We start from the raw sequence: 24,269 nt of genomic DNA, 5'->3' as shown, positions 1-24,269 counted from the left end.
AGCATGCTATTCAACGGCTATCTCTCTGCCATGGCTTTCCACAAAGAACGCTCCGCCGGCTTCCTCGCCAACCAGATGGCGCGCCTATTCGCCAAGGGCCTGCATGAGCGCATCCGCCCGCTCGGGCTGGCACCGGCCCAGTTCATGACGCTGCTGGCGCTATGGGACGAGGATGGGCTGGCCCAGAGCGAACTGGTACAGCGCCTCGATGTCGAACAGGCAACGATGGCCAATACGCTGACAAGGATGGAGCGCGACGGGCTGATCGAACGGCGCGCCAACCCCGACGATGGCCGCTCGCAGGCCATCCACCTGACGCCAAGGGCAAAGGCGCTGCGTGACCCGGCGACCGCCGCCGCCCGCGCCCAGAACGAGGCAGCACTGGCCGACTTCACCGATGAGGAACGGCAGACATTCCTGGCGCTGATGCGGCGCGCCATATCAGCCATGCATGGCGACTGACCGCCAGTCGCGTCGCCGGCGTAACCAATGCCGGGCTGGAACTATTCGACCAGGCAGGTGGCGCGGCCGGTGAAATTGTAGGTCTTGCCGTCGCCGCCGGTGGCATCGGTCATGTCGAACACGGTGACCGAGTACTGGCCGATATAGTCGCCCTCGTCGCCTGATTTGGTCCTGACCGTAACCTCGACATAGCCATGCGGCTTGTCGCCTTCACGCTCGCGATAGATGACCATGCGCAACTCTTCGCCGTCGAGCCAGTATTGCGCGAGGTGCTCGCGCTCGAAGCTCATCGCGCGCAGATCTTGTGAAATAGCCTTTTCGGCCAGCTCGATCTCGCCGCGAAAATTGAACACCGGACTGCCCATGCCGCGAGTGACGCCACTCTCGATGGTCAGCTTCACTGCCTCATCCTTGGCACCGCATGAGAGCCCGCCAGAGGCACCGGCCGGGCCCGCCGCAAGCAGGATCGACATGGCCGTCATTATAACACGCATCGGCATTCACCCCCAAAGCACAGTGTCATGATCGCCGATGTTCAGGCAGGGTCAAGAGCCTGCCAGGCTGCGCCAATCGACGCCTAACGCACGGCCAATTGCCGTTTCACACCGCCTCTGGCTAGAGTGCGCCCGTCTGCCCAATGCCCGCCTGTCCTATCGGAGCCATGATGAACCGCATCGAACGACCCGAAGCCACCGAAGGCGGCGTGCCGCTGTCACGCATTGCCGAGCTTGCAGCGACGGAGGCCGAAATCTTCCGCCGTGCCCGGCCCAAATCCGAGGCAGCACTCGGCAACGGCATGGCGGGCTTCTTCGGCGGCGTTCCGATGCACTGGATGAAGGACTGGCCGACGCCGTTCCCGATCCTGGTCGACAAGGCGCGCGGTGCCGTCATCACCGATGTCGACGGCAACCAGCTTGCCGATTTCTGCCTCGGCGACACCGGCTCGATGTTCGGCCATTCCCCTGCCCCGGTCGCCCGCGCCATCCGCAGGCAGGCGAGCCGCGGACTGACCTACATGCTGCCGTCGGAGGATTCGCTGACGCTTGGGCTATTGCTTGCCAAGCGCTTCGGCCTGCCGCACTGGCAGATCGCCACTACCGCCACCGACGCCAATCGCTTCGCCTTGCGCGTGGCGCGCGCCGTCAGCGGCCGCGACAAGATCCTGGTGTTCAACGGCTGCTATCACGGCGCCGTCGACGAAACGATGGTGCGGCTGGACGATGGCAAGCCGATCAACCGCCCGGGGCTATCAGGCGAATTCCGCGACCTCACCGCCCGCACCCGCATCGTCGAGTTCAACGACCTGCCGGCGCTGGAACAGGCGCTCAGCCATGGCGACGTCGCCTGCGTCATCACCGAGCCGGTGCTGACCAACTCCTGTATGGTGCTGCCCGAGCCCGGCTTTCTCGAAGGCGTGCGCGCGCTGACCCGCAAGGCCGGCACGCTGCTTTTGATCGACGAGACCCATACCATCTCGACCGGGCCCGGCGGTTATGTCGGCAAGCATAATCTCGACCCCGATTTGTTTGTCCTCGGCAAGCCCGTCGCCGGCGGCGTGCCGGCCAGCGTCTGGGGCATGAGCGAAGAGGTCGCCAACCGCTACGCCGCCTACAACAGCACCAAGCAGCCGGGCTATTCCGGCATGGGCACGACCTTGTCGGCCAACCCGCTGCAGTTCGCAGCGATGCGGGCGACGCTCGAAGAGGTGATGACCGAAGAAAACTACGCCCATATGGAGGCGCTGGCGCAAAGGCTGGCGACCGGGCTCGACAAGGCCATTCGAAAACGCCAGCTGCCCTGGCATGTGATGCGGGTCGGCGCCCGCGTCGAGTTCATCTGCGCGACTGGCCCGCTGCGCAACGGCGGCGAGGCCGAGCATGCGCATGCCTCCCGGCTGGAGGCTGCCATGCATGTGGCGCTGGTCAATCGTGGCGTGCTGATCGCGCCATTCCACAACATGATGCTGGTCTCGCCGGTGACGACAGCGCGGCAGGTCGACAGGCTGGTTGCAGCTTTCGGCGATATTGCCGCCAAGCTTGCCGCATGAGACAAGGCACAAGACAATCGAGTGACATCATGACATCACCTTCCGGCTCGACCGTCGACGAGGCCAGAGCCTTCCTCGACGCGAACCCCGACATCGAAGCCTTCGACATCGTGCTGACCGACGCCAATGGCGTCGGCCGCGGCAAGATCATTCGCCGCCACGAGTTGATGGGGCTGTATGAAGGCGGACGGCATTTGCCGATCTCCATCCTCGGCCTCGACATCACGGGCGAGGATGTGCACGAGACTGGGCTGATCTGGGACTCCGGCGACGGCGATCTCAGGGCCTGGCCGATCCCCGGCACGCTGAAGCCGATGCATGCCACCAGCCCGGCTCGCGGCCAGCTGCTGATGTCGATGTACCATCTCGACGGCGCGCCGATGACCTCGGACCCGCGGCTGGCGCTGCAGCGCCAGGTCGACAGGCTGGCGGCAAAGGGCCTGCATCCGGCCGGCGCCTTCGAGCTCGAATTCTTCCTGCTGTCCAACGAACGTGACGGCGACGGCAAGGTCCAGCCGGCCCGCGCCGTGCTCGACGGCCGCGTCTCTGGTAAAACAGAGGTCTATTCGGTCGACCATCTGCACGGCATGGAGCCTTTGTTCTCCGACATCTATGCCGCGGCCAAGCTGCAGGGCATTCCGGCGGAAACCGTCATCTCGGAATACGCGCCGGGCCAGTACGAGCTCACCTTGCGCTACCGCAAGGACGTCATGCAGGCCGCCGACGACCTGATCATGCTCAAGCGCATCGTCCGCATCCAGGCGCGTCGTCATGGCGTCACCGCGTGCTTCATGGCCAAGCCGATCGAGAAGTACGCCGGCTCGGGCATGCATTTCCACGCCTCGCTGCTCGATGCCGACGGCACCAACGTCTTCACCGAGGCCAAGGAAGGCGAGTGGCAGCCGAAGCTGCTGCACGCGATCGGCGGCCTTGCCGCGACCATGGCGGAATCGATGCTGGTGTTTGCCCCGCACGCCAATTCCTGGCGCCGTTTCGTGTCGCAGTCCTACGCGCCGGTGGCCCCGACCTGGGGCGTCAACAACCGCTCGGTGGCGCTGCGCGTACCGGCCGGCGACGCCAGGAACCGCCGCATCGAGCATCGCCCCTCGGGTGTCGACGCCAATCCTTATCTGGTGGCCGCGACCATTCTCGCCGGCATCTCGAAGGGGCTCGATGAACAGCTCGATCCCGGCCCAGAGACGTCAGGCAACGGCTACGAACAGGCCGAAGGCAGCGAGAGCGTGATGCCGGCGGACTGGCGCACGGCGATCGAGGCGGCGAAGGGCTCGGAGTTCCTGCGCGAAGCTCTTGGCCACGATCTGCACCGCACGTTTACGGCGATCAAGGAAAGCGAATATCTGCGCGTCGCCCGCACGGTGAGCGAGTTGGACTATCATCTCTATCTGCACGAGGTGTGACCGCTGAGGGATGGCGGACAACGCCCGCCATCCAATCTCCTTCGAAGCGATCACATCTCGCCACGACGCGGCGAAGCCACTGGTCTTGTCGGTCAAAAGAACATACCATGAACATATGGCAATTCTTTCGACCCGCGAGAAACTCGCAATCCTTTCCGACGCCGCGAAATACGACGCTTCCTGCGCCTCCTCTGGCGCCGGAGGGCGCGACTCGCTCAAGTCGCGCGGCATCGGTTCGACCGAGGGCATGGGCATCTGCCACTCCTACGCGCCCGACGGCCGCTGCATCTCGCTGCTCAAGATCCTGCTGACCAATTTCTGCATCTACGACTGCAGCTACTGCATCAACCGCTCGTCCTCCAATGTTCGCCGCGCCCGCTTCACGGTCGACGAGGTGGTGCAGCTGACCATGGACTTCTACAAGCGCAACTACATCGAGGGGCTGTTCTTGTCCTCCGGCGTCATCCGTTCGCCCGACGAAACCATGGGCGAGATAGTGGAGGTGGCGAGGAGGCTGAGGCTCGACGAGAAATTCGGCGGCTACATCCATCTCAAGACAATCCCGGATGCCTCGGCCGAACTGGTCGAAAAGGCCGGCCTCTATGCCGACCGGCTGTCGATCAATGTCGAGCTGCCGACCGACGAGAGCGTGAAACGGCTGGCGCCGGAAAAGCGGCCGGAGACGATCCGTATTTCCATGGCAAAACTGCGTTCGAAGATCGAGGAAAAGGCCGAACCAACGCTGCGGACGAAGAAACGCGAACGCTTCGCGCCGGGTGGTCAGTCCACCCAGATGATCGTCGGCGCCGACGCCACTTCAGACGCCGGCATCCTCAAGACCAGCGCCCGGCTCTATGGCAGCTACCAGCTGCGGCGCGTCTACTATTCGGCCTTCAGCCCGATCCCCGATGCCTCCTCCACTTTGCCCCTGAAGAAGCCGCCGCTGATGCGCGAGCACCGGCTCTACCAGGCCGACTGGCTGATGCGTTTCTACGGCTTCGACCAAAGCGAGATCCTGGGCGGCCAAACCGACGGCATGCTCGACCTGGAGATCGACCCCAAGCTCGCCTGGGCGCTGCGCAATCGCGCCTCGTTTCCCCTCGACGTCAACCGCGCCGACAAGGAGATGCTGCTGCGCATCCCGGGCTTCGGCACGCGCGCCGTCGAACGTGTCATCGAGACCCGCCGCTTCAAGCGGCTGCGGCTCGAGGACGTCGGCAGGCTGTGCCAATCCATAGCCAAGGTGCGCCCATTCATCGTCGCCGACGGCTGGTCACCGGGTGCGTCCATCGATGCCATGAGGCTGCGTGAGACGATCGCGCCGAAGCCACGACAACTCGAGCTGTTTTGATGACCAGCCCGCCCGCCCTGTCACTGGCCGCATACGCCGTGCACCTCGCCGGTCCGACCGACTTCGGCGGCTGGCGTGATGCGGCAAGAACGCTTGTTTCCAACGAGGTGAGACCCGAGGACATTGAGTGGCATGTCGGCGGCGCAGCGACAGAGCTGCCAGCGCCGATCCCGGCTGTCGAACTCAAGGTCTCGCGAGACTTCGTCGACCGCGCGGCCATCGTGACCTGCCACAGCGACAGCGAGCGCTTCGCCCTGCTCTACCGGATGCTGTGGCGGCAGCGCAGCGAACCGCATCTGCTCCACATTGCCTCCGACCCCGACGTCAGACGTTTCGAGGCGATGGAGAAGGCGGTCCGGCGCGACGAGCACAAGATGCATGCCTTCGTCCGCTTCCGAAAGATCGGCGACGGTGACGACGAGCGTTTCGTTGCCTGGTTTGAGCCCGAGCACTTTATCGTCGAATTGGCCGCGCCGTTCTTCGTGCGCCGCTTCACCGGCATGCGCTGGGCAATCCTGACGCCGCACGGCTCGGCCGAATGGGACCGCGAAATGCTGGCGCTCGGCCCCGGCGCCTCGAAAGAGGACGCACCCACGGCCGACCCGTCGGAGGAGATGTGGCGGACCTATTTCACCAGCATCTTCAATCCGGCCCGTCTCAAGGTGAAGGCGATGCAATCGGAGATGCCCAAGAAATACTGGCGGAACCTTCCCGAGGCCTCGCTCATTCCGGGACTGATATCAGGCGCCGACCAGGCCGCCCGGGAGATGATCGCAAGGATGCCGACAATGCCCGCGCCGCATCACCAGGCGATTCAGGCGAAGCACTGGCCGGCGGCGAAACAACCGGCAGCGGCTGAGGCGCAATCCATCGACGCCCTGCGCCAGAAGGCGAGCCAGTGCCGGCGCTGCCCGCTGTGGAGCGAGGCGACGCAGACCGTCTTCGGCGAAGGCCCCGACGATGCCGAACTGATGTTCGTCGGCGAGCAGCCCGGCGACCAGGAGGATCTGCAGGGCAGGCCCTTCGTCGGCCCCGCTGGCAAGATCTTCGACGCAGTGCTCGGCGAAGCCGGCATCGACCGCACTGCGGTCTACGTCACCAATGCCGTCAAGCACTTCAAGTTCGAGCCGCGTGGCAAGCGCCGCATCCACAGCAAGCCCAATGCCGGCGAGGTTGAGGCCTGTCGCTGGTGGCTGGCGCAGGAACTGAAGCTGGTGGAGCCGAGGCTGGTGGTGGCGCTCGGCGCGACCGCTGCCCAGTCGTTGCTGGACGCGCCGGTGGCAATCACCAGGCAGCGCGGCCAGACCATCATGCGCGACGACGGCCTCGCCGTGTTCCTGACGATCCATCCGTCCTACATCCTGCGCATCCGCGACCCGCAGGACGCCGGAGCCGAGCGTGCCCGCTTCGCCGAGGACATCGGGATCGTGCGCGCGATGATGGCTGCCTAGCGGACCAGGATCGCCCTGAGATCGTTGACGTTGGTGCCGGTCGGGCCCGGCACGAACAGGTCGCCGATGGCATTGAACGCCGTCCAGGCATTGTTGGCGGCGAGCATCGCCTTGGCGTCGACGCTTGCAGCATGCATGCGCGAAACCGTCGAGCCGTCGGCGAAGGCGCCGGCATTGTCCTCGGAACCGTCGATGCCGTCGGTGTCGGCGGCAAGCGCTTCGATGCCGGAAAGCCCGTCGATGCCGATGGCGAAGGCGAGCAGGAATTCGCTGTTGCGCCCGCCCTTGCCTTTTGCGCGCAAGGTGACTGTGGTTTCGCCACCGGACAGGATCAGCACCGGCTTGTTGAACGGCCGGTTGCGGGTCGCGACTTCACGGGCGATGGCGGCGTGCACGCTGCCGATCTCGCGCGCCTCGCCCTCGATGGCGTCGGACAGGATGACCGTTTCGACGCCTTGCTTGCGCGCTGCTTCAGCAGCAGCGTCGAGCGACACCGCGGCCGAGGCGATGACATGCACCTCGTTGCGGGCAAAGCGCGGATCGGACGGCTGCGGCGCATCGGCGGCGGCCGAATTGATATGCGCCATGACATTGGCAGGCAGCGCGATGCGGTAGGTCTCGATCATCCTGAGCGCATCGGCCCGCGTGGCCTCGTCGGGCACGGTCGGACCGGACGCGACGAGCGCGGGATTGTCGCCGGGAATGTCGGACACGACAAGCGAAACGACGCGCGCCGGCCAGGCAGCGGCCGCCAGCCTGCCGCCCTTGATGCCGGAGATGTGCTTGCGGATGGTGTTCATCGCCGAGATCGGCGTGCCCGACGCGAGCAGCGCCTCGTTGACGGCGATCTCGTCGGCAAGGGTTAGGGGGCCGGCCGGCGACGGCAGCAACGCCGAACCGCCGCCGGAAACCAGTGCCACGACAAGATCGTCCTCGCTCAGCCCGGACACCGTCTCCAGCAGCAGCTTTGCCGCTTCGAGGCCGTTGGCGTCGGGCACCGGGTGCGAAGCCTCGACGATCCTGATGCGCTCGCAAGGGGCGGCAAAGCCATAGCGGGTGACGACCACGCCCTCCAGTGGCCCGTCCCAGGCTTTTTCGAAAACAGCTGCCATCTGCGCCGAGCCTTTGCCTGCGCCGATGACGATGGTGCGACCCTTGGGCTTTTCCGGCAGATGGCGGCGGATGGTGAGCTCGGGGTCGGCAGCAGCCACGGCGGCTTCGAAAACGCTGGTCAGAAAATGCTTCGGGTCGGTCATGGCCATCGGGACGTTCAAACTCTCTCAGCTGTTCGCAACGGGGGGCAAGGCAAGCTCCTGGCGGGGAATTCCAAGGTGATCGCAGACGGCCGCGACCACCACCTCATGATCCTGGCGCTCCGGCAGGCCCGAAACGGCAATGGCGCCGATGACGCCGACGCCCTTGACGCGGATCGGGAATCCGCCGCCGGCCAATACATAGTCGTCGATCGGCAAGGCATCGCCGACAGCGAATGTGCGGTCGGTCCGTGCCTTGTGCAGCACCATGCGGTAGCTGCTGCGGTGGAAGGTCCTGACGACGTTGATCTTGCGCCGCGCCCATTCGGTGTTGTGGACCGTCGAGCCTGGCAGCGCGCAGTAGAACAGCGCCCGATCCCACAGGCGGATGTCTACGATGATGGGAAATTTCTCGGTCACCCCACGGGCGCGGATGGCCGCGCCGATGTCGAAGGCAACCGCCTCATCGAAGCGGTCGAAGACCAGTCGGTCTTCCTGTTCGGCGAGCTTTTTCAGGTCCTCGGCTGCTGCCATCGTCCGTTCCTCCGTCAGACACGGCTCACATGGCAGACGCGGGCGAATGACGCAAGGTCAGGCGGCCTGATCCATTGTCGACTTTGCGGCTTTGCCCGCGACATAGACTTCGACCACGGCGCGATCGTCACCCAACGTCTGGAGCAGGAACAGCTCCTCGGCCAGCGTGCCGGTGCGCTCCATCCGAAGCCGCATGCCCGGCGTGGCGCGGGCGTCGAGCACCACGATGTCGGCGTCGGTGCCGACTTCCAGCGTGCCGACCTTGTCTGCGATCGACAGCGACTCGGCATTGCCGCGCGTCAGCTGCCAGTAGGAGGCCAGTGGGTTGAGCTTCTCGCCGTTGAGCGCGATGACCTTGTAGGCCTCGTCCATGGTGCGCAGCATCGAATAGTTGGTGCCGCCGCCGACGTCGGTGGCGGTGGCGATGCGTAGCGGCTTGTCGCGCTTGCGGTAGCGCTGGTAGTCGAACAGGCCCGAGCCGAGGAACAGGTTGGAGGTCGGGCAGAACACGGCGATCGAGCCGTGCTCGGAGATCGCGTCGGACTCACGTTCGCCGAGGTGGATGCAGTGGCCGAGCAGCGTGCGTTGGCCGAGCAGGCCGTAATGTTCGTAGACGTCGGTGTAGTCGCGCGACCAGGGATAGAGCTCCTGGGTGAAGGCGATCTCGGCGTGGTTTTCGGACAGATGCGTCTGGATATGCAGGCCGGGATGCTCGCGCGCCAGCTGGCCGGCCATCTCCATCTGTTCGGGCGTAGAGGTGATGGCGAAGCGCGGGGTGATGGCATAGAGCTGACGGCCCTTGCCATGCCATTCCGTGATCAGCGCCTTGGTGTCGTCGTAGCTCGTCTGCGGCGTATCGAGCACGCCGTCAGGGGCGTTGCGGTCCATCATCACCTTGCCGGCGATGTTGAGCATGTTGCGCTCGTGCGATTCGGCGAAGAACGCCTCGGCCGACTGCTTGTGCACCGAGCAGTAGGCCGCAACGGTCGTCGTGCCATGGCGCACCATCTCGTCGAGGAACAGGCGCGCGATGCGGCGGCCGTGCTGGGCGTCGATGAAACGCGTTTCCTCGGGGAAAGTGTATTTGTTCAGCCATTCCAGCAGTTCGGCGCCATAGGCGGCGATGATCTGCATCTGCGGAATGTGGACATGGGCGTCGATGAAGCCGGGCAGGACCAGATGCGGGCGGTGGTCGATGATCTTGGCATCGCCCGCCTGGGCCGCGACCTCCGCATAGGCGCCGACGGCGGCGATCTTGCCGTCGCGCATCAGCACTGCACCGTCTTCCTCATAGGCATAGGACGCATGGTCGTCGGCGCTGTCGGGCCAGCGCAGGAAGGACAAGGTACGGCCGCGAAGAAGTGTGGTGGTCATGATCGAACTCTACAAGCTTTCTGGCGTGACAAAACCGCGGCCGTCGCCGCGCGTCGAATTGGGCGCGACCAGCGCGCCCTGAGCTTTCAGTCTGCGTCGTCGTACTGCTGCTACTTCCGCGCCTGCTCGTACCAGGCAACCAGCAACGCCCGCTCCTCCGGCGTGATCTGGGTGACGTTGGCGGGCGGCATGGCATGGCTGCGGCCCGCCTGCAGGTAGATTTCACGGGCATGCTCGGCGATCGCAGTGTCGGTCTCCAGCACCACGCCCTTGGGTGCATGGTAGACACCCTCATAGGACGGCTCGTTGGCATGGCACATGGCGCAGCGGCCGAGCACGGTATCGCGGACCTTGGGGAACTGCGCCGAGGCGACGAAGGGTGCAGTGGTCACCGAGGCGTTCTTGTCTTCGCCGGTCAGAACTTTCGGCACCGTCGACAGCCACATGATGATGACGAACACGATGCCGGCGGCGAGCCACGTCCAGTGCGGGTTGCCCTCGCGCTTGTGCAGCGTGTTGAAGTAGTGGCGGATCAGCACGCCGATGATGAAGATCAGCGAGGCGATGACCCAGTTGAATTCGGTGCCGAAGGCCAGCGGGTAGTGGTTCGACAGCATCAGGAACACGACCGGCAGGGTCAGGTAGTTGTTGTGCGTCGAGCGCGTCTTGGCGATCTTGCCGTATTTCGGATCGGGCTTGCGGCCGGCAATCAGGTCGGCAACGACGATCTTCTGGTTCGGAATGATGGTCATGAAGACGTTGGCCGACATGATCGTCGCGGTGAAGGCGCCGAGATGCAGGAAGGCGGCGCGGCCGGTGAACAGCTGCGTATAGCCCCAGCTCATGAACACCACGACAGCGTAGAGGATGACCATCAACAGCGTGTCGTGGTCGCCGAGCTTCGACTTGCAGAGCTGGTCGTAGATCACCCAGCCGACCCCGATCGAGGCCAGCGAAATGCCGATCGCCACCGGCGCCGACACGTCGAGCACGTTGCGGTCGATCAAAAACAGCTCGGCGCCGCCATAATAGACGAGACACAGAAGCATGAAGCCGGACAGCCAGGTGGCGTAGGATTCCCACTTGAACCAGGTCAGGTGCTCCGGCATCTGCGCCGGCGCCACCAGGTATTTCTGGATGTGGTAGAAGCCGCCGCCATGGACCTGCCACTCTTCGCCATGGGCGCCGACAGGCAGGCCGGGGTGCTTCCTCAGGCCGAGGTCAAGCGCGATGAAGTAGAAGGACGAGCCGATCCAGGCCATCGCAGTGATGACATGCAGCCATCGCACGGCGAAGCTCGCCCACTCCATGAAAAACGCCAAGTCGTACATCCGCCGTCCCTTTTTCGCAGCGTGCCGATCTTACGATGCCCGATGCATTGGGGAAGTGAAAGGATTCGCGATGACTTTCAAAAAAATCTGGAAAATACTAGCGTAGCGCGGCACGGCACAAGCCGGCTATGGAACCTTGCATCGCATGGCTTATCTCGACAACATCGCCGTCTTCGTACGCGTCGTGGAACTCGGCAATCTTTCCGCCGCGGGACGCGACATGCGCATTTCGCCAGCTGTCGCCTCCAACCGCATCAAGGAGCTGGAAAAGCACCTTGGCGTCAGGCTGTTCAACCGCACCACCAGGCAGCTGATGCCGACCGAGCACGGCAACGTGTTTTATTCCGGCGCCAAGCAGGTGCTGGAAGCGATCACCGAGGCCGAGGCCGCCGTCTCAGCACTTTCAGGCCAGCCGCGCGGCACCATCCGCGTCACCGCCCCGCTCGGGCTTGGCCGCCGCCTCGTCGCCTCGGGAATCCCCGAATTCCACGACAAATACCCCGACATCGAGGTCCGGCTCCGGCTTTCAGACCACAATGTCGACATCCTCAAGGAAGGCCTCGACGTCGCCTTCCGGCTCGGCGTGATCGAAGATTCGAGCCTCAGGATGCGCGGCATCATGGAATGCGAGCGCGTGCTGGTCGCCGCGCCCAAATATCTCGAAAAGCGCGGCGAGCCGGAAAGCCCCAACGAGCTGATCGGCAAGAAGCATGACTGCCTGATGCTGCGTTATCCCGGCTCGCGCGAATATTTCTGGACGCTGGAGACGCCGGGCGGCCCGACCAAGTTCGAGGTCCATGGGCCGTTCGATTCCGACGATGGCGACGTGCTGACCGGCTGGGCGCTGGCCGGGCGCGGGATCATCAACAAGCCCCGCTTCGAGGTCGAGCCGTTCATCCGCGACCAGCGGCTGAAGATCATCCTGAAAGAGACGCCGCCGACGCCGGTGCAGTTCGCCGCCGTCTATCCGCACAAGAAGCTGCAGGACCCGAAGGTCCGGCTGCTGCTCGACTTCATGGCCGAGCGCTGCCACAAGCTGATCAAGGACATTCTGGCCGGCAAGTGAGGCTGGCGGAAAGGTGAGGCTTGCGCCTCACCCTGTGATGGCCTGGTAGGCGGACGTCCAGAAGTCGACATGGTGCTTGGGTGCCTGAGGCGAATCCATCAGCCGCTGGGTCAGCAGTACGCCTGCAAGGTCGTTTTCGGGATCGGCATATCCTGAGGTGCCGTAGCCGCCGTCCCAGCCGAAGCGCCCCGGCGTCGTAAAGAGATTGTCGCGCTTGAGCGCCACCGACATGCCGAGACCCCAACCCGAATTGCCGTTGAAGAACATCGCAGCACTCGCCTTTTGTTCTTCGCTAAGCTGGTCGGTGGTCATCAGCTCGACCGAGGCGCGCGACAGGATGCGCTCGGCGCCGAGCTTGCCCTTGCCAAGCAGCATCTTCTGGAAGGCGAGATAGTCCTCAGCCGTCGACACAAGACCGCCGCCACCGGATTCGAAGCTGGCAGGCTTGGCAAACAGCCCGCCCCTTGCCTCGTCATAGACGCCGAGCTTGCCGGTCTGGACATCCCGGGAATAGGCGGTGGCGAGCCGGTCGACCTTCTCCGCCGGCACGTGGAAGCCGGTATCCTTCATGCCGAGCGGTCCGAAGATACGCTCCTGCATGAAGGCGGACAGCGGCTGGCCGGCAGCGCGCGCGACCAGCACGCCGGCGACGTCGAGGCCGGTGTGGTAGAGCCAGCCTTCGCCCGGTTGATGCGCGAGCGGCAGCGAGCCGACGGCCTTCATGAAGGCGTCGGGCGAGCCGCGGAACAGGTCGGCGCTGGGGGCTATGCCGGCTTCAGCCATCGCATGCTGCACCGGATAGGCGAATGGATAGACCATGATCGCGCCGACACCGAAGCGCAAGGTGAGCAGGTCGCGCAGCGTGACAGGCCGGTTGGCTGGAACCGTATCGGTGAGCTTGGCGTCGACGCTCTTGAGCACCTTGCGGTCGGCAAGCTCGGGCAGCCATGTGTCGACGGGATCGTCGAGACGCAGACGGCTTTCCTCGACCAGGATCATCGCAGCAGTCGCGGTGACAGGCTTGGTCAGCGAGGCGATGCGGAAGATGCTGTCGCCCCGCATCGGTGCCGAGCCGTTGAGCGCAAGCGTGCCGGCTGCCTCGACATGGGTCTCGCCGCCGCGGCTGACCGCCCAGACGAGGCCAGGTACATCGCCGCGCTCGACATGGCCGGCCATGACCTTGCGCATCCGTTCGAGCCGCTCCGGTACAAAATTTCCCACACTCATCGCCGTCTTTCCTGTTCCTGCTGTGGCGGCCGAAGCCGGTTGTGCCGGCGCCGTCTGGGCACCGGCCGCTGTCGGCGCGGCAAGAGCCGCCGACAGCGCAAATCCCTTCATCAAGCTACGACGATCCAACCCCGAAGACATACTCATCTCAGCCTCCTTGTCTGGCATCTCTCCCATCTCAGGCGCACCGAGCTAGGCGGCGACCGCCACCTTCTCGACTTCGCCGGCCAGGATCTCGAGCAGGCCCCTGCAGCCGGCCTCGCGATCGGCCGAGCCATACTGTCCGTCGAGGAACGAATCCTGCTCGACATAGGTCAGCCGCGTGCCATTGCCTTCGGGCGTGAACTCGATGGTGGCGAGCGAGGCGGAAAAGCGGATACCGGCAAGCGCCATGACATAGGCGATGACGATGCGCTGGTCAGGGACGATGTCGAGATATGTGGTGTCGTTGGAAATCTCGGGGCCGCCCTGGAAGCGGAAACGGCTGCGCTCCGAACCGCCGATACGGAAATCGAGGGAGAATTCGTCGACCTCCCAGCCTTCGCCCTCGGCGAACCAGCGGCGCTTGCGCTCGGCATTGGAGAAGGCGGCGAACACCTCGGCGGGCGATGCCGCATAAAAGCGGTCGATGCTGAAGCTGGCCTGAACTGTTGCAGTTGCGGTCATTGTGCTCTCCATCAAAGTGCTCTCTATCAAAAAGGCGGCTCGGCATACGCCTTTACAACTGGTTGTGATTACTAACTGGTTGCAAGATATGCAAACTGATTTTATATTGCAACTGGTTTTTTTGGAGGCGCTTTGCATGAACATGCATCACCGGTCGGGCTGCCCGATCAACCTGACCCTCGAGGTGGTCGGCGACAAATGGAGCCTCATCGTCCTGCGCGACATGATGTTCGGCAATCGCAGGCATTTTCGCGAGTTGCTGACCCAGTCCGAGGAAGGCATCGCCTCCAATATCCTGGCCGACCGGCTGCGGCGGCTGCTCGAGGACGGGCTGATCAGCAAGGCTGACGACCCCAGCCACAAGCAGAAGGCGATCTACTCGCTGACCGAAATGGCGATCGAGCTGTTGCCGGTTTTCGCGCAGATCGCCGCCTGGGGCCGCAAATGGCTGCCGGTCAGCGAAGAGCTCAGCATCCGCGCCGAGCTGCTGGAAAAGGGCGGTCCCGAAATGTGGCAGCGTTTCATGGAGGAACTGCGCACCGACCATCTCGGCGAGCCGCTGTCGGAGGCAGCACAGCGCCGGCTGCCGGTGCGCCAGGAGCTGCAGGCGGCCTATCTCGAAGTGGTTGCCCGCAATGCCGTGGCTGGTTGATTTTCGACTCGCGCAATTCCAGGAAAACTGTGCAGCGGTTTTCCCTGGGAATTGCGCAAGACAAGAAGATAGAGCGTTTCTGCGCTTCGAAGAAAAGCGAAAAACGCTCTGGGCCAGCCCGGAACCGAATTGTCATGAGGCTGTTGTAGCCTGCGTGCGTCGCCAGGCGGCCACCTGGCGACGCGACCAGCCATCAAGGAGCAGGCAATGATTTCGCATCCGACGCGCAATGATCTCAAATCCAACGCCAAGAAGGTTTCGATCGAACTGCTCAACGCTCGGCTTGCCGATGCGATCGACCTGGCGCTGATCACCAAGCAGGCGCACTGGAACGTCAAGGGCCCGCATTTCATCGCCATCCACGAGATGCTGGACGGCTTCCGCAAGGATCTCGATGAGCACGTCGACACCGTCGCCGAACGCGTCGCCCAGCTCGGCGGGGCTGCCCTCGGCACCTCGCAGGTCGTCGTCGAGGCCAGCAAGCTGAAGCCCTACCCGACCGATATCGCAAAGACCAAGGATCATATCGCAGCCCTGATCGACCGCTATGCAGACGCCGCAAAAAGCGCGCGCGCCGCCATCGACGAGGCGGGAGAGGCAGGAGACGCCGATACGGCTGACATCTTCACCGCCTATTCGCGTACGCTCGACAAGTCGTTGTGGTTCCTCGAAGCCCACATCCAGGAAAGCGAATAGCCGCCGGCTGACCTCAGGCCACCCCGCCGGTTGCCCCGCGGTCACTAGCCCCCGTTCAATTGGCCCTGAGAACCAGAGCGGTCATGATCTCGGCTGCGGCGAGTGCGGCGATGACGGCGGGGCGCTTGTCCTTGACCCCGTCGCCGCCGATCGGGCAGACCAGCCGCGCATACTGCGCCTCGTTGCCGCCCGCGGTCTTGAGGAACCAGCTCTTGAATGTCGCCTTCTTGGTCTTGGAGCCGATCATCCCGACATAGGCCGCGTCGTCGCGCTTGAGCGCTTCGCCAACGATCAGGAAATCGAGCGCGTGGTCGTGCGTCAGCACGACAAAGGCGGTGCCGGCGGGAGCCTCGCGCACCATCTCTTCGGGCATCGGCGTCAGCCGCGTGACGACGTTGTCGGGCATGTCGTCGAGCGCATCAGTGCGGGTCTCGACGACCACGACATTGAGCGGCAAGAGCGCAAAGGCCGATGCCAGCGCATGGCCGACATGGCCGCCGCCAAAGACATGGACATGCGGACGTGCCGCATCGGTCGTCTCGGCCGAGGCAAGCAGGTCCGCGCGCAGCGCCGCGTCGACGTTCCTGACGGCGACCTCGACGCGTCCGCCGCAGCACTGGCCGATCTCCGGCCCGAGCGGAATGTCGAGGGTGAGACTGTCCTTGGCATCCCGGTCGAGATAGCGCGCCGGGACGGGATCGCCGGTGACATGCTCCATCACAGTGCTGCGCTTGGACGAACCGGCCAGCATCGCCCGTGCCGTGTCGATGGCCATGAATTCGAGCTGGCCGCCGCCGATGGTGCCGAAGATGCGCTGCGGCGACACCAGCATCCACGCGCCCTTCTCGCGTGGCGTCGAGCCTTTGGCCTCGGCCACCTCGACCAGCGCCACCGAAGGCGCTGCGTCGAGGAAGGCCCTGAGGCTTTTGGCCGTCGTGCTCACTTTGCCTGGGCCGCCTCGGCCCGCAGGCGTTCGATCGCCATCAGCACCCGCTCCGGCGTTGCCGGGGCGTCGAGACGCGGGCAAATCTTGTGCTCGGCAACACTTGCCACCGCATCCGACAGCGCATGCAGCACCGCCATGCCATGCGGCAGCGGCGGCTCGCCCACGGCCTTGGAGCGATGGATCGTCGGCTCGTAGGCCTCGGACCAGTCGGTCAAAGCGACGTTGAAGATCTTGGGCCGGTCGGATGCCAGCGGGATCTTGTAGGTCGACGGCGCATGTGTGCGCAGCCGGCCCTTGCCGTCCCACCACAGCTCTTCGGTGGTCAGCCAGCCCATGCCCTGGATGAAGCCGCCTTCGACCTGGCCGATGTCGATCGCCCGGTTCAGCGAACGGCCGGTGTCGTGCAGGATGTCGGCGCGTTCGACGACATATTCGCCGGTCAAGACGTCGACCGAGACTTCGGCGCAGGCCGCGCCATAGGCGTAGTAGTAGAAGGCATGGCCCCTGCCCTTGGCGCGGTCCCAGTGGATCTTCGGCGTCTTGTAGTGGCCGGCCGCCGACAGCTGGATGCGGTTGAGATAGGCCTGCTTGACCAGGTCGTTGAAGGAAATCTCCTGGTTGCCGACACGTACGCGGTTGGGCAGGAACACCACCTGGTCGACCGGCACCTGGTACTTCTCGGCTGCGAAGTCGGTCAGCCGCTTGCGGATCTGGCGTGCCGCATCCTGTGCTGCCATGCCGTTGAGGTCGGCGCCCGACGATGCCGCCGTTGGCGCGGTGTTCGGCACCTTGGCGGTGGTGGTTGCGGTGATCTTGACCCGGTCGAGGTCGATCTGGAACTCTTCAGCCACCACCTGCGCCACCTTGAGGTGCAGGCCCTGGCCCATCTCGGTGCCGCCATGGTTCATATGCACCGAACCGTCGGCATAGACATGCACCAGCGCGCCGGCCTGGTTGGACTCGGTCTTGGTGAAAGAGATGCCGAACTTGACCGGCGTCAGCGCCAGGCCGCGCTTGATGAAGCGGCTGTTGGCGTTGAACGCCGCGATCTCGCGCCGGCGCCGTGCGTATTGGGCGCTTTCCTCGAGCTCGGCGACGATGCGCTGGATGATGCAGTCCTCGACCTTCTGGTGATAGGGCGTGAGGTTGCGCTCGCCCGGCGTGCCGATCTGGTCGTAGAAATTCAGCTTGCGGATTTCGAGCGAGTCCTTGCCGACGGCAAAGGCGACCTCGTCGATGACCCGTTCGGCGCCGACCATGCCTTGCGGACCGCCAAAGCCACGGAACGCCGTGTTGGAGACGGTGTTGGTGTAAAGCGGCGCCGACTTGGCATGGACGTTGGGATAGAAATAGGCGTTGTCGCAATGAAACAGTGCCCGGTCGCCGACCGGCCCCGACAGGTCGGCCGAAAAGCCGGCATTGAGCGCGAACATGTAGTCAACGCCGAGGATGTTGCCTTCGTCGTCGAAGCCGACCTCGTAGTCGATGGCAAAGTCGTGGCGCTTGCCGGTGGCGGTCATGTCTTCGTCGCGGTCGAGCCTGACCTTGACGGCGCGCTTGTGCTTCTTGGCAGCGATGGCGGCAATCGCCGCGCACTGGTTGGCCTGGGTTTCCTTGCCGCCGAAGCCGCCGCCCATGCGGCGCACTTCCACCGTCACCGCGTGGCTCGGCACGCCGAGCACATGCGAAACCAGGTGCTGGGTCTCGCTTGGTCCTTGCGTCGAGCAATAGACTGTTACCTCGTCGTCTTCGCCGGGCACAGCCAGAGAAATCTGGCCTTCGAGATAGAAATGGTCCTGGCCGCCGAGCTTCATCCGCCCCTTGACCCGGCGCGGCGCCGCAGCGATCGCTGACGCCGCATCGCCGCGCTTGAGCGTCAGCGGCGTCGTCACCTGCTTGTCGTTTTCGGTATCGAGATCCCAGATGCTGATGACCGCAGGCAGTTCGTCATATTCGATCTTGGCCAACCGCGCGGCGCGGCGCGCCTGCTCGCGGGTTTCGGCGATGACGGCAAAGATCGGCTGGCCGTGGAACTGGACCTTGCCTTGAGCAAGAACGGGGTCGTCATGCATGCCGCTCGGCGACACGTCGTTTTCGCCTGGAACATCGGCATAGGTCAAAACGTCGACGACGCCAGGTGCAGCGCGGACCGCCGACAGGTCGACGGTCTTCAAGGTGCCATGGGCAACGTTGGACAGGCCAAGCCCGACATGCAGCGTACCCGCCGGCTCGGGCATGTCGTCGATATAGACCGCCTCGCCGGCGACGTGCTTGTGCGCGGAATCATGGCGCTGGTCGGTGTGGACGCCGCCGGCAATCTTCTGCGCCTTGAGGTTCGGAGTGTGCTGGGTCATCTCACGCGGCCTCGTATCTCGACACCTGCAGCGGTGCCTTGGTGCCGGTCGTTTCCATGTAGAAACGCAACAGCAGGTTCTTCGCCGCCAGCGCGCGGTATTCAGCGGTGGCGCGCATGTCGGTCAGCGGCGTGAAGTCTTCGGCGTATTTTGCCATCGCGACCTCGACCGTCGCTTCGGTCCAGGGCTGACCGACAAGTGCTGCCTCGACCGCTGCGGCACGCTTCGGCGTCGCCGCCATGCCGCCATAAGCGATGCGGACCTGATCGACGCTGCCGTCCTTGGTGAGCTTCAGCCAGAAGGCGCCGAGGGTTGCGGTAATGTCTTCGTCGCGGCGCTTGGTGATCTTGTGGACGGCAAAATGCTCGCCCTTGGCGGGCACCGGCACATGCACGGTCTCGACGAATTCACCCGGCGCGCGGTCCTGCTTGCCATAAGCGATGAAGAAGTCCTGCAGCGAAATCGTCCTGCGGGTCTTGCCCTTGCGCAAAGTCAGCGTCGCGCCGAGCGCGATCAGCGGCGGCGGTGTGTCGCCGATCGGCGAGCCATTGGCGATGTTGCCGCCGATGGTGCCCATGTTGCGCACCTGCTGGCCGCCAATGCGGTCGATCAGCGGCCCAAGGGCTGGAATGCGCTTCGACAGCGTTTCGAACGCTTCGGTGTAGGTGACGCCGGCGCCGATCGAGATGACGCCCTTGTCCTCAGACATGGTGTGCAAGCCATCGATATTGGCGATGAACACGGCCGGCGAAATGGCGCGCATGTGCTTGGTGACCCACAGGCCGACATCGGTCGAGCCGGCGACCACGGTCGCTGTCGGCTCGGCTTCGAGCACAGCGGCGAGATCGTCGACGCTGGCCGGGATGACGAAGCGCTCCTTGCCCGCGCCGACTTCGACGCGGGTGCCATCCCTGAAGGCTTCGAGGCGGGCGGTGATCGCCTTGCGTTCGACCAGCAGCGGATCCTTGGCGACCTTGCCATAGTCGGAGATGGCGCGTGCGGCGCGCATGATCGCCTCATAGCCGGTGCAGCGGCACAGATTGCCCTGCAGCGCCTTTTCGATCGCTTGGTCGGATGGATTGGCTGTCTCCATCCACAGGCCGTACAGCGACATGATGAAGCCCGGCGTGCAGAAGCCGCATTGCGAGCCGTGGAAATCGACCATCGCCTGCTGCACCGGGTGCAGCTTGCCGTTGCTGGTGCCCAGATGCTCGACCGTGACGACATGGCAGCCGTCGAGCGACCCCATGAAGCGGATGCAGGCATTGACGCTTTCATAGACCAGCTTGCCGCCGGCGAGCCGTCCGACCAGTACCGTGCAGGCACCGCAGTCGCCTTCGGCACAACCTTCCTTGGTGCCGCGCAGCGTGCGCTGGAGCCGGAGATAATCAAGCAGCGTGGCGTCGGGTGCGACAGCGCCCAGCGTCACATCCTCACCATTGAGGATGAAGCGGATATGGTTGCGTATCTCCACCGTTGCCATGGCTCAGCTCCCCCTATAGGTGGAATAGCCAAACGGCGAGATCAACAGCGGGACATGAAAATGCGTCCGCTCGGCCATGCCGAAGCGGATCGGCACGATGTCGAGGAATGCCGGTTTCGGCAAATCCGTGCCCAGGCCGCGGAGATAATCGCCGGCAGCGAAGACAAGCTCATATTCGCCGGTCAGGAACTCATCGCCGGCAAGCAGCGGCGCATCGCAGCGGCCGTCGGAATTGGTGGCGACCTGCTTCAGCAGCGTGCGCACGTCGCCTTCGATGCGGAACAGCGAGATCGCCAGGCCTTCGGCAGGCTTTCCGGTAGCAGTATCAAGGACATGGGTGGTGAGGCGTCCGCCTTCGGCCTTTGTCATTCGCTCTCCCTATTGGCGTTGAACGCCATCGTCTTGGATTTTGCGCCATTTAAGGCCATTGCATAAGGTGTGGTCGAGCAGAGCACTACAAAAAGACTTTCAAATTTTTTCGAGGGAATGTCTGACGCACCTTTCGCTATTCTGCTCAAGTGCCCGGCAAGAGACCGAATTTCGAGGGACCATGCGTTACGTAAGAGACATGCGCGGCTACGGCGCCAATCCACCCCACCCGCAATGGCCGGGCAACGCCAATGTCTGCGTGCAGTTCGTGGTCAATTACGAAGAGGGCGGCGAAAACAACATCCTGCATGGCGACGCGGCTTCGGAAGCGTTCCTGTCGGAGGTCGTCGGTGCGGCCCAGTGGCCCGGCAAGCGCCACTGGAACATGGAATCGATCTACGAATACGGCGCCCGCGCCGGCTTCTGGCGTCTCCACCGCATGTTCACCGAGGCCAATGTGCCTGTCACCGTCTACGGCGTGGCCACCGCCCTTGCCCGTTCACCTGACCATGTCGCGGCCATGCAGGACGCCGACTGGGAAATCGCCTCGCACGGCCTGCGCTGGATCGACTATCGCGACCACGCCGAAGCCGACGAACGCGCCGACCTGATCAAAGCGGTGCGCCTGCACACCGAAGTGGTCGGCGAGCGCCCCAAGGGCCTCTATCTCGGCCGCACCTCGGTCTATTCGGTCCGTCTCGCCGCTGAAGAAGGCGGTTTCGAGTGGATTTCCGATACCTATGACGACGAGCTGCCTTACTGGCTCGACCATGACGGCCACGGCAACGCGATTGCCCCGCAGTTGGTCATCCCCTACACGCTCGACGCCAACGACATGCGTTTTGCCACCGCCCAGGGCTTCAATTCGGGTGACCAGTTCTACGCCTATCTCAAGGACAGCTTCGACACGCTGTACCGCGAGGGTGCAGCTGGGCGCCCGCGCATGATGAGCATCGGCCTGCACTGCCGTCTCGTCGGCCGCCCCGGCCGCGCCGAGGCACTGCGCCGCTTCGTCGAATATGTGCAGGGTCACGACAAGGTCTGGCTCGCCCGCCGCCAGGACATCGCCCAGCATTGGCAGCAGCATCATCCCTACCAGCCGCAGGCGCTGCGTCCCTCGCGCATGGCGCGCGGCGAGTTCGTCCAGCACTTCGGCTCGATCTTCGAGCATTCGCCGTGGATTGCCGAGCGCGCCTTCGAGTTCGAGCTCGGCCCGGCGCATGACAGCGCCGGCGGCGTGCACAACGCGCTCTGCCGCGCCTTCCGTTCGGCGAGCGAGACCGAACGCCTCGGCGTGCTGACCGCCCACCCCGACCTCGCCGGCAAGCTGGCCCAGGCCAGGCGCCTGACCGAGGAGTCGACCAAGGAACAGGCGTCCGCCGGGCTCGACGCGCTGACCGACGCCGAGCGCGCCCGCTTCACCGAGATCAACGCCACCTATGTCGACAAATTCGGCTTCCCCTTCATCATCGCCGTGCGCGACAATGACAAGGCAAGCATATTGAAGGCGTTCGAGACCCGCATCGCCAACAACCGCGACCAGGAATTCGCCACCGCCTGCAAGCAGGTGGAACGCATCGCCTGGTACCGACTTCACGACCTCCTTCCAAGCTAAGAGACCATGGCAAACCGCTCCTATTACGCTCCGAAAGGCGGCTTGCCGCCCCAGACCGACCTGATCACCGACCGCGCCGTCTTCACCGAGGCCTATGCGGTGATCCCCAAGCGTGAATTTTCGGACATCGTCACCAGCTTCCTGCCGCACTGGGACAAGACGCGGCTGTGGGTCATCGCCCGACCGCTCTCGGGCTTCGCCGAGACATTCTCGCAATACATCATGGAAGTGCAGCCCGGCGGCGGCAGCGAGCGGCCGGAACCGGATGCGGGTGCGGAAGGCGTTTTCTTCGTCGTCGAAGGCGAAGTGACGGTGACCATATCAGGCAAGAGCCATGTGCTGACGCCGGGCGGCTACGCCTATCTGCCGCCTGCGAGCGGCTGGACGATACGCAATGCCGGAACCGAGACCGCGCGCTTCCACTGGATCCGCAAGGCCTATGAATATGTCGACGGCCTCGATGCGCCCGATCCGCTGTTCCTCAACGACAACGACATCGAGCCCAACGCCATGCCGGATACGGACGGCAGGTGGGCAACGACCCGCTTCGTCGATCCCAACGATTTGCGCCACGACATGCATGTCACTGTCGTGACCTTCGAGCCGGGCGGCATCATCCCGTTCCCCGAAACCCACGTCATGGAGCACGGCCTTTACGTCCTCGAAGGCAAGGCGGTCTACCGGCTCAACAGTGACTGGGTCGAGGTTGAAGCCGGCGATTTCATGTGGCTGCGCGCCTTCTGCCCGCAGGCCTGCTATGCCGGCGGCCCCGGCCGCTTCCGCTACCTGCTCTACAAGGACGTCAACCGCCACATGCAGCTCGGCGCCTTCAACGCCACGCACCGCCGCTGAGGACAAGCCATGCCGGGTGAGATGAAGCGGATCGTCGCCAAGCCGCTGACGCGGGAGAATTTCGCCGCGTTCGGCGAGGTGATCGACACCAACTGCGACAGCCACTACCCGATCAATGCGGGCAAATGCGAGCGCTACCATGCGCTCGCCCGTGCCGAGGCGGCCGGCCCCGACGGCCACGTCATCATCAACATCTTCAAGGGCACGCCCTACGATTTCCCGCTCAAGCTTTCGATGGTCGAGCGCCACCCCTTCGGCAGCCAGGCCTTCATTCCGCTCACCCAGCGGCCCTACCTCGTCGTCGTCTGCCATGACATCGGCGACGGCCCGGGCGAGCCACATGCCTTCATCACTTCGCCCGGCCAGGGCGTGAACTACCCGCGCAATCTCTGGCACGGCGTGCTGACGCCGATCGGCGAGAACCAGGACTTCGTCGTCGTCGACCGCGGTGGCACCGGTCCCAATCTCGAAGAGTTCCATTTCTCGCACCCTTACGAAATCGTGCTTCCGGAAGGCTTCTGACACATGGCCGAACTCTCGCTCATCGAACGCCTCTTCGACGTCATCGAACATGACATCGTGCCCAAGACCGCCGAAGGCGTAACGAAGGGCAACAAGCTGTTCGGTGCGGCCCTGCTCGCCAAGAACGACCGCTCGCTGGTGCTGGCCGAGACCAACAACGAGCTCGAAAATCCGCTCTGGCACGGCGAGATGCACTGCCTGAAGCGTTTCTACGAAATGCCGAAGGCCACCCGCGCCGACACCAAGGACCTGATCTTCCTGTCGACCCACGAGCCCTGCTCGTTGTGCCTGTCGGCGATCACCTGGGCCGGCTTCGACAATTTCTACTATCTGTTCAGCCATGAGGATTCGCGCGACAGCTTTGCCATCCCGCATGACCTCAAGATCCTGAAAGAAGTCTTCACGCTGGAGCCCGGCGGCTACAACGCCGAAAACGCCTACTGGAAGAGCTTTTCGCTGCGCAAGCTGGTGCGCGAACTGCCAGAGGCCGACCGCAAGCGGCTGGAAGGACGCGTGGCGAATATCTCGGCGCTTTACGACGAGATGTCGGAGACCTACCAGGAGAGCAAGTCCGACAACGACATCCCGCTGAACTGACAC

At 64.2% G+C, this 24,269-nt stretch carries 23 protein-coding genes; 12 read left to right on the top strand and 11 right to left on the bottom strand.

The genetic code is table 11. The features are described from left to right. Positions 1 to 30 precede the first annotated feature (30 nt). The gene (locus tag IHE39_RS23260) at positions 31 to 462 is read left to right on the top strand and encodes a MarR family winged helix-turn-helix transcriptional regulator (protein WP_192568119.1); all 432 of its coding nucleotides are present in this window, start codon (positions 31 to 33) and stop codon (positions 460 to 462) included. A 41-nt stretch (positions 463 to 503) separates the two neighbouring features. On the opposite strand, the gene IHE39_RS23255 is transcribed toward IHE39_RS23260, so the two are convergent. Then, positions 504 to 956, bottom strand: a complete 453-nt coding sequence (locus IHE39_RS23255; RefSeq protein WP_184770632.1) for a hypothetical protein — start codon at positions 954 to 956, stop codon at positions 504 to 506. A gap of 167 nt (positions 957 to 1,123) precedes the next feature. On the opposite strand from IHE39_RS23255, the gene IHE39_RS23250 reads away from it, so the two are divergent. The 4 genes from IHE39_RS23250 (at position 1,124) to IHE39_RS23235 (ending at position 6,729) form a co-directional block, all read left to right on the top strand. Then, positions 1,124 to 2,509, top strand: a complete 1,386-nt coding sequence (locus tag IHE39_RS23250) for an aspartate aminotransferase family protein (protein ID WP_434781334.1) — start codon at positions 1,124 to 1,126, stop codon at positions 2,507 to 2,509. Between the two features lie 29 nt (positions 2,510 to 2,538). Beyond that, a complete protein-coding gene (locus IHE39_RS23245; RefSeq protein WP_192568118.1) occupies positions 2,539 to 3,927 on the top strand; it encodes a glutamine synthetase family protein in 1,389 nt (462 codons plus the stop codon). Between the two features lie 115 nt (positions 3,928 to 4,042). After that, a complete protein-coding gene (locus IHE39_RS23240) occupies positions 4,043 to 5,278 on the top strand; it encodes a putative DNA modification/repair radical SAM protein (RefSeq protein ID WP_184770638.1) in 1,236 nt (411 codons plus the stop codon). Continuing rightward, a complete protein-coding gene (locus IHE39_RS23235) occupies positions 5,278 to 6,729 on the top strand; it encodes a UdgX family uracil-DNA binding protein (protein WP_192568117.1) in 1,452 nt (483 codons plus the stop codon). Before IHE39_RS23240 ends, IHE39_RS23235 begins: the two co-directional genes overlap by 1 nt. Here the strand turns inward: IHE39_RS23235 and IHE39_RS23230 are convergent. From IHE39_RS23230 to IHE39_RS23215, 4 genes are all read right to left on the bottom strand, one after another. Then, complete coding sequence (locus IHE39_RS23230; protein WP_192568116.1) at positions 6,726 to 7,991, bottom strand: glycerate kinase type-2 family protein; 1,266 nt, start codon at positions 7,989 to 7,991, stop codon at positions 6,726 to 6,728. The two genes, IHE39_RS23235 and IHE39_RS23230, sit on opposite strands and share 4 nt — an antisense overlap. An 18-nt stretch (positions 7,992 to 8,009) precedes the next feature. Next, a complete protein-coding gene (locus tag IHE39_RS23225) occupies positions 8,010 to 8,516 on the bottom strand; it encodes a heme-degrading domain-containing protein (RefSeq protein WP_184770644.1) in 507 nt (168 codons plus the stop codon). A 57-nt stretch (positions 8,517 to 8,573) separates the two neighbouring features. Beyond that, positions 8,574 to 9,890 (bottom strand): guanine deaminase, encoded by a 1,317-nt coding sequence (gene guaD, locus IHE39_RS23220; protein WP_192568115.1) that lies wholly within the window; start codon positions 9,888 to 9,890, stop codon positions 8,574 to 8,576. A 110-nt stretch (positions 9,891 to 10,000) separates the two neighbouring features. Further along, positions 10,001 to 11,221 (bottom strand): urate hydroxylase PuuD, encoded by a 1,221-nt coding sequence (locus IHE39_RS23215; RefSeq protein ID WP_192568114.1) that lies wholly within the window; start codon positions 11,219 to 11,221, stop codon positions 10,001 to 10,003. Between the two features lie 145 nt (positions 11,222 to 11,366). On the opposite strand from IHE39_RS23215, the gene IHE39_RS23210 reads away from it, so the two are divergent. Beyond that, complete coding sequence (locus IHE39_RS23210; protein WP_192568113.1) at positions 11,367 to 12,287, top strand: LysR family transcriptional regulator; 921 nt, start codon at positions 11,367 to 11,369, stop codon at positions 12,285 to 12,287. Positions 12,288 to 12,314: 27 nt separating this feature from the next. Here IHE39_RS23210 and IHE39_RS23205 read toward each other — a convergent pair whose 3' ends face one another. Continuing rightward, on the bottom strand, positions 12,315 to 13,514 hold the full coding sequence (locus IHE39_RS23205; protein WP_192568112.1) for a serine hydrolase domain-containing protein: 1,200 nt from the start codon (positions 13,512 to 13,514) through the stop codon (positions 12,315 to 12,317). Positions 13,515 to 13,706: 192 nt separating this feature from the next. Next, positions 13,707 to 14,180: an SRPBCC family protein gene (locus IHE39_RS23200; protein WP_184770652.1), complete on the bottom strand. Its 474-nt coding sequence runs from the start codon at positions 14,178 to 14,180 to the stop codon at positions 13,707 to 13,709. Positions 14,181 to 14,316: 136 nt separating this feature from the next. On the opposite strand from IHE39_RS23200, the gene IHE39_RS23195 reads away from it, so the two are divergent. Both IHE39_RS23195 and dps read left to right on the top strand, forming a co-directional pair. Further along, on the top strand, positions 14,317 to 14,832 hold the full coding sequence (locus tag IHE39_RS23195; protein WP_184770654.1) for a winged helix-turn-helix transcriptional regulator: 516 nt from the start codon (positions 14,317 to 14,319) through the stop codon (positions 14,830 to 14,832). Positions 14,833 to 15,024: 192 nt separating this feature from the next. Continuing rightward, on the top strand, positions 15,025 to 15,528 hold the full coding sequence (gene dps / locus IHE39_RS23190; protein WP_192568171.1) for a DNA starvation/stationary phase protection protein Dps: 504 nt from the start codon (positions 15,025 to 15,027) through the stop codon (positions 15,526 to 15,528). 55 nt (positions 15,529 to 15,583) lie between these two features. Here the strand turns inward: dps and xdhC are convergent, their stop codons facing one another. From xdhC to uraH, 4 genes are read right to left on the bottom strand one after another with little or no spacing between them, the layout of a single operon-like run. Further along, positions 15,584 to 16,471 carry a xanthine dehydrogenase accessory protein XdhC gene (xdhC, locus tag IHE39_RS23185; RefSeq protein ID WP_192568111.1) on the bottom strand — a complete coding sequence of 296 codons (888 nt, stop codon included), beginning with the start codon at positions 16,469 to 16,471 and terminating at the stop codon, positions 15,584 to 15,586. Further along, positions 16,468 to 18,828 carry a xanthine dehydrogenase molybdopterin binding subunit gene (gene xdhB, locus IHE39_RS23180; RefSeq protein WP_192568110.1) on the bottom strand — a complete coding sequence of 787 codons (2,361 nt, stop codon included), beginning with the start codon at positions 18,826 to 18,828 and terminating at the stop codon, positions 16,468 to 16,470. The genes xdhC and xdhB overlap by 4 nt, the downstream gene beginning before the upstream one ends. Before the next feature lies 1 nt (position 18,829). Further along, the gene (gene xdhA, locus IHE39_RS23175) at positions 18,830 to 20,311 is read right to left on the bottom strand and encodes a xanthine dehydrogenase small subunit (RefSeq protein ID WP_192568109.1); all 1,482 of its coding nucleotides are present in this window, start codon (positions 20,309 to 20,311) and stop codon (positions 18,830 to 18,832) included. Positions 20,312 to 20,314: 3 nt separating this feature from the next. Then, positions 20,315 to 20,680, bottom strand: a complete 366-nt coding sequence (uraH, locus tag IHE39_RS23170) for a hydroxyisourate hydrolase (protein ID WP_184770662.1) — start codon at positions 20,678 to 20,680, stop codon at positions 20,315 to 20,317. A 181-nt stretch (positions 20,681 to 20,861) separates the two neighbouring features. On the opposite strand from uraH, the gene puuE reads away from it, so the two are divergent. The 4 genes from puuE to IHE39_RS23150 are packed head-to-tail and all read left to right on the top strand — an operon-like array spanning position 20,862 to position 24,266. After that, complete coding sequence (puuE, locus tag IHE39_RS23165) at positions 20,862 to 22,295, top strand: allantoinase PuuE (protein WP_192568108.1); 1,434 nt, start codon at positions 20,862 to 20,864, stop codon at positions 22,293 to 22,295. A 6-nt stretch (positions 22,296 to 22,301) separates the two neighbouring features. After that, the gene (locus IHE39_RS23160) at positions 22,302 to 23,147 is read left to right on the top strand and encodes a bifunctional allantoicase/(S)-ureidoglycine aminohydrolase (RefSeq protein WP_192568107.1); all 846 of its coding nucleotides are present in this window, start codon (positions 22,302 to 22,304) and stop codon (positions 23,145 to 23,147) included. Positions 23,148 to 23,168: 21 nt separating this feature from the next. Then, on the top strand, positions 23,169 to 23,669 hold the full coding sequence (locus IHE39_RS23155) for an ureidoglycolate lyase (RefSeq protein ID WP_192568170.1): 501 nt from the start codon (positions 23,169 to 23,171) through the stop codon (positions 23,667 to 23,669). A 3-nt stretch (positions 23,670 to 23,672) separates the two neighbouring features. Further along, the gene (locus IHE39_RS23150; protein WP_192568106.1) at positions 23,673 to 24,266 is read left to right on the top strand and encodes a nucleoside deaminase; all 594 of its coding nucleotides are present in this window, start codon (positions 23,673 to 23,675) and stop codon (positions 24,264 to 24,266) included. Positions 24,267 to 24,269: the final 3 nt, after the last annotated feature.

This window comes from Aminobacter carboxidus (assembly GCF_014863355.1).
In the GTDB taxonomy this organism is placed as follows: Bacteria; Pseudomonadota; Alphaproteobacteria; order Rhizobiales; family Rhizobiaceae; genus Aminobacter; species Aminobacter carboxidus.
The sequence above is the reverse complement of the archived record's forward strand: the minus strand, read 5'-3'. Positions and strand labels throughout refer to the sequence as shown.